Genomic DNA, 3,246 nt, shown 5'->3' with positions numbered 1-3,246 from the left:
AGGCGAGTTACCATATGGGGAGCCTTGGCAATGGCAATTACGGCCGGAATTGGGGCGTTATTCGAGGTAGTTGCTGGCTGAAGCCAAAGCCAGCGTTGATGGTGCGGATCAGTCTACGCCTGAGCAAGAGCACTGAGCGTCCCGGGCCGGGCTGAATTGTTAGCAGGAATAGGCCACATGCGTTTGTCATCTTTGAGAATGATTGCTAAGGTTCCCCCTCGTTGGGAGTAGCCTGCTTCCGATCGTCGGAAGAGTCCGTGTCAACATACCTGGCCACATGCCATGGCACGAACACCACTCGGTTGGCGAGACCATCGTTATGTCCATGTCTGAGATCCGGCGTGTGGATTTATCGTTGACTCATGATGCCTGACCGGAACTGATCTGATGAACCCGATTGCCCTCCTTTTGCTTGCCTTTGCCATGTCCACTGATGCCTTTGCCGCTGCGATCGGCAAAGGAGCGAGTCTCCACAAACCCCGCTTTGCAGAAGCTCTGAGAATGGGGCTTATCTTTGGATCGATCGAAGCCATAACGCCCCTGATTGGCTGGCTCATTGGTAAGTCGGCTTCGTCCTATGTTGAGGCCTGGGACCACTGGATTGCGTTTTCCCTGTTGGTCGCTCTTGGTTTGCACATGATTCACGAGGGCCTGAAACCGGCTGGTGAAGAGGTGGAAAAGCCCTCCAGGCAGTCTTTCCTCAAGGTTTCCCTCACGGCAATCGGCACCAGCATGGATGCCATGGCTGTGGGCATTGGCCTGGCGTTTATCAACGTCAACATCTGGCTTGCAGCAGGACTGATCGGTCTGGCCACCACAATCATGGTGACCATAGGTGTCCTGCTGGGACGAGTCGTGGGCTCCATACTAGGTCACCGGGCCGAAATCTTTGGCGGCCTTACACTTATTGCGGTAGGTGGATGGATATTGTCGAGCCACCTGCAACCTTGAGCCAATCTCCAGGAATACCGCCTCCGAGGGCAATCCAGGGCTGGTCCTTTTGATCATCAGCTCCGTTGTAATGCCTATTTAACAGCCGGTGTCGGCCTCACCAGAATTTCGTTCACGTCCACATGGGCAGGTTGCGCAATGGCATACATCACCGCGTTGGCAATATCTTCCGACCTGAGCGCATGGGTCGGTGGCTGATCGAAGAACGGGGTGTCGACCATGCCCGGTTCAATCAGCGTGACCCGGATGCCCGACCCCCGAAGCTCTTCGCGAACGCCATAGCCAATGGCGGAAACCGCCCACTTGCTGGCGCTGTACATGGATCCCGGAATGGTGGTTCGGCCCGCGGCGGAGCCCGTCAGCAACAGGTGGCCCCGGCTTTCCCGAAGTGCCGGAAGACAGTGCTGGATGGTCAGTCCCACCCCCAGAATATTGGTGAGAATCATGTCTTTCCAGATCTCCGGATCGGCCTTGCTGAAGCCACCCGGTTCACCACCGCGCCCGGCATTGGCAAAGACCACGTCAATACGGCCAAACGTCTCCATGGCCTGGCTGACCATGCGTTGCTGGTCGTCGCCACTCTGCACATCGCACTGAACCGTCAGCACCTTATCAGGGCCGCCCAATTCACTCTGAAGCCCCGCCAGCTTGTTTTCTGAACGAGCCGCCAGCACCAGGCGGTAGCCCTGTTTCGCGGCCGCTCGTGCAGTCTCTGCACCTATGCCGCTGGAAGCTCCGGTTATCAGGATTACAGGTTTGTCTGCCATAACGTTTATCTCCTTGATCCGATTGCGTATGAAAAGATTACAACATCATGCGGGAAGCCACCGTGTCACGGGTTTCCCGCCCGCAGAGTTGTTCGATAAGGGCCAGACCGAATTCCAGCGCGGTGCCCGGTCCCTGGCTGGTGATGCAGTTCTGGTCCACCACTACCCGCTCACCAACACGGCTTTGGTCGGGCAGGCCGTCACGAAACTCCGAATGCCCGGTGGCCGCGCGGTCTTCCAGCAGGCCGTGGGTGGCCAGCACCAGCTCTGGCGCCGCACAGATTGCAGCGTACAGCCGGCCGTCGTCCCGTTGCTGTTTCAGGCGCTCAATCAGCAGGCCACATTCGGACAGGTTGCGGGCCCCGGGCATGCCACCCGGCACGGCGATCAGGTCCCAGGGCTGATGTGCGCAGTCCTTGAGCAATGCGTCAGCGGTAACCCGGGTCTGGCGGGACGCGGTAATGGTGGAGTAATCGTGAATGCTGGCTACGGTGACTTCCACTCCGGCCCGCCGCAGCAGGTCGATAATACAGACAGCTTCAATTTCTTCGCTGCCATCGGCAATGGGAACCAGGGCTGTTTGGGTCATATCGGGATCTCCGCGAACATGCTGATGTTGGAACTGGCCTGTTCTGAAGACTCTGCTACGGTTGGATCATCCCGTCAAATAGCGTCTGGTATTCTGTTGCCAATATTGACGCACGCCAGGCATCAGGCTGACATCGGGGTGGTCGTTGCCGGACAAGATTTGCCAGGCAATCCGCAGCGGCCTCCGCTTCTGCCTGAGCGTCCTGTTCATGGCTGGCGTAGCGGCATAACTCCGGGACGTATTCGCGATAGGCAAGCCGGTCCGGGGCCAGCGGCACGCAGCCGGAGGCCATGGCTTCCAGCATCGACAGCCCCTGAAAGTCGTGCAAGGCCGTTGAAACAACAATATCGGCGCGGGTCAGCAGTTGGTCGTAGTCTTGCCGGTTTTCCAGAAAACCCCAGTGCTCAATGCGGTCTGCAAACTGCTGATGAATCTGCTCAAACGCCTTGGGGTGACTGCGAAATCGCTCGCCCACCACGCTCAGGCGAAAGGGCAGCGAGCGCTCATCCAGAACCTGCAGCAATTTCAACAGGCGCTCGGGTCCCTTGTCGTATTCCCAGCGGTGATTCCAGAGCAGGTGCGGGCAGGCCCCGTTAATGTCCCGCTGCTGATCAGCGAACAACCGGTCTTCGATGGGCACCGGAATCACCCGGGACTTGTCCCGCAGACTGGCGACGAGCCCGTCTGGAACCCCGTCGGGCAGCTTCTCGAGAAACTCCCACACCCCGCTCAGAAAGCTGTCCCGGTTCCAGGCGCTGTTGAACACCACGCAGTCCGCTGCCATGGCACTGTATAAATTCACCATCTGGGGATCGACACTGGATTGCTGCTTGCTGGAGACCGGGAAGGCAAACTGGTTTTCGTGCATGTAGAGCACACAGGGTGTGCGAGCCAGCTGCGGATGAAGGCCCTTCAGTGTGGCCAGGTCGGTTATGGAGG

At 58.5% G+C, this 3,246-nt stretch carries 4 protein-coding genes; 1 reads left to right on the top strand and 3 read right to left on the bottom strand.

Translation table 11 applies throughout. The features are described 5' to 3' along the window. Positions 1-387 precede the first annotated feature (387 nt). The gene (gene mntP / locus AAC035_RS19980) at positions 388-951 is read left to right on the top strand and encodes a manganese efflux pump MntP (RefSeq protein WP_339806875.1); all 564 of its coding nucleotides are present in this window, start codon (positions 388-390) and stop codon (positions 949-951) included. A 74-nt stretch (positions 952-1,025) separates the two neighbouring features. Here the strand turns inward: mntP and AAC035_RS19975 are convergent, their stop codons facing one another. The 3 genes from AAC035_RS19975 to AAC035_RS19965 all read right to left on the bottom strand — a co-directional run. Continuing rightward, positions 1,026-1,718, bottom strand: coding sequence for an SDR family oxidoreductase (locus AAC035_RS19975; protein WP_339806874.1), 693 nt, complete (start codon positions 1,716-1,718; stop codon positions 1,026-1,028). Between the two features lie 37 nt (positions 1,719-1,755). Next, on the bottom strand, positions 1,756-2,307 hold the full coding sequence (locus AAC035_RS19970; RefSeq protein ID WP_339806873.1) for a DJ-1 family glyoxalase III: 552 nt from the start codon (positions 2,305-2,307) through the stop codon (positions 1,756-1,758). A gap of 55 nt (positions 2,308-2,362) precedes the next feature. Continuing rightward, on the bottom strand, positions 2,363-3,246 hold an 884-nt coding region (locus AAC035_RS19965; RefSeq protein WP_339806872.1), incomplete at its 5' end, for a DUF3524 domain-containing protein.

The organism is uncultured Marinobacter sp. (assembly GCF_963974375.1).
Classification (GTDB): Bacteria; Pseudomonadota; Gammaproteobacteria; order Pseudomonadales; family Oleiphilaceae; genus Marinobacter.
This window is presented reverse-complemented; position numbering and strand designations above follow the sequence as displayed.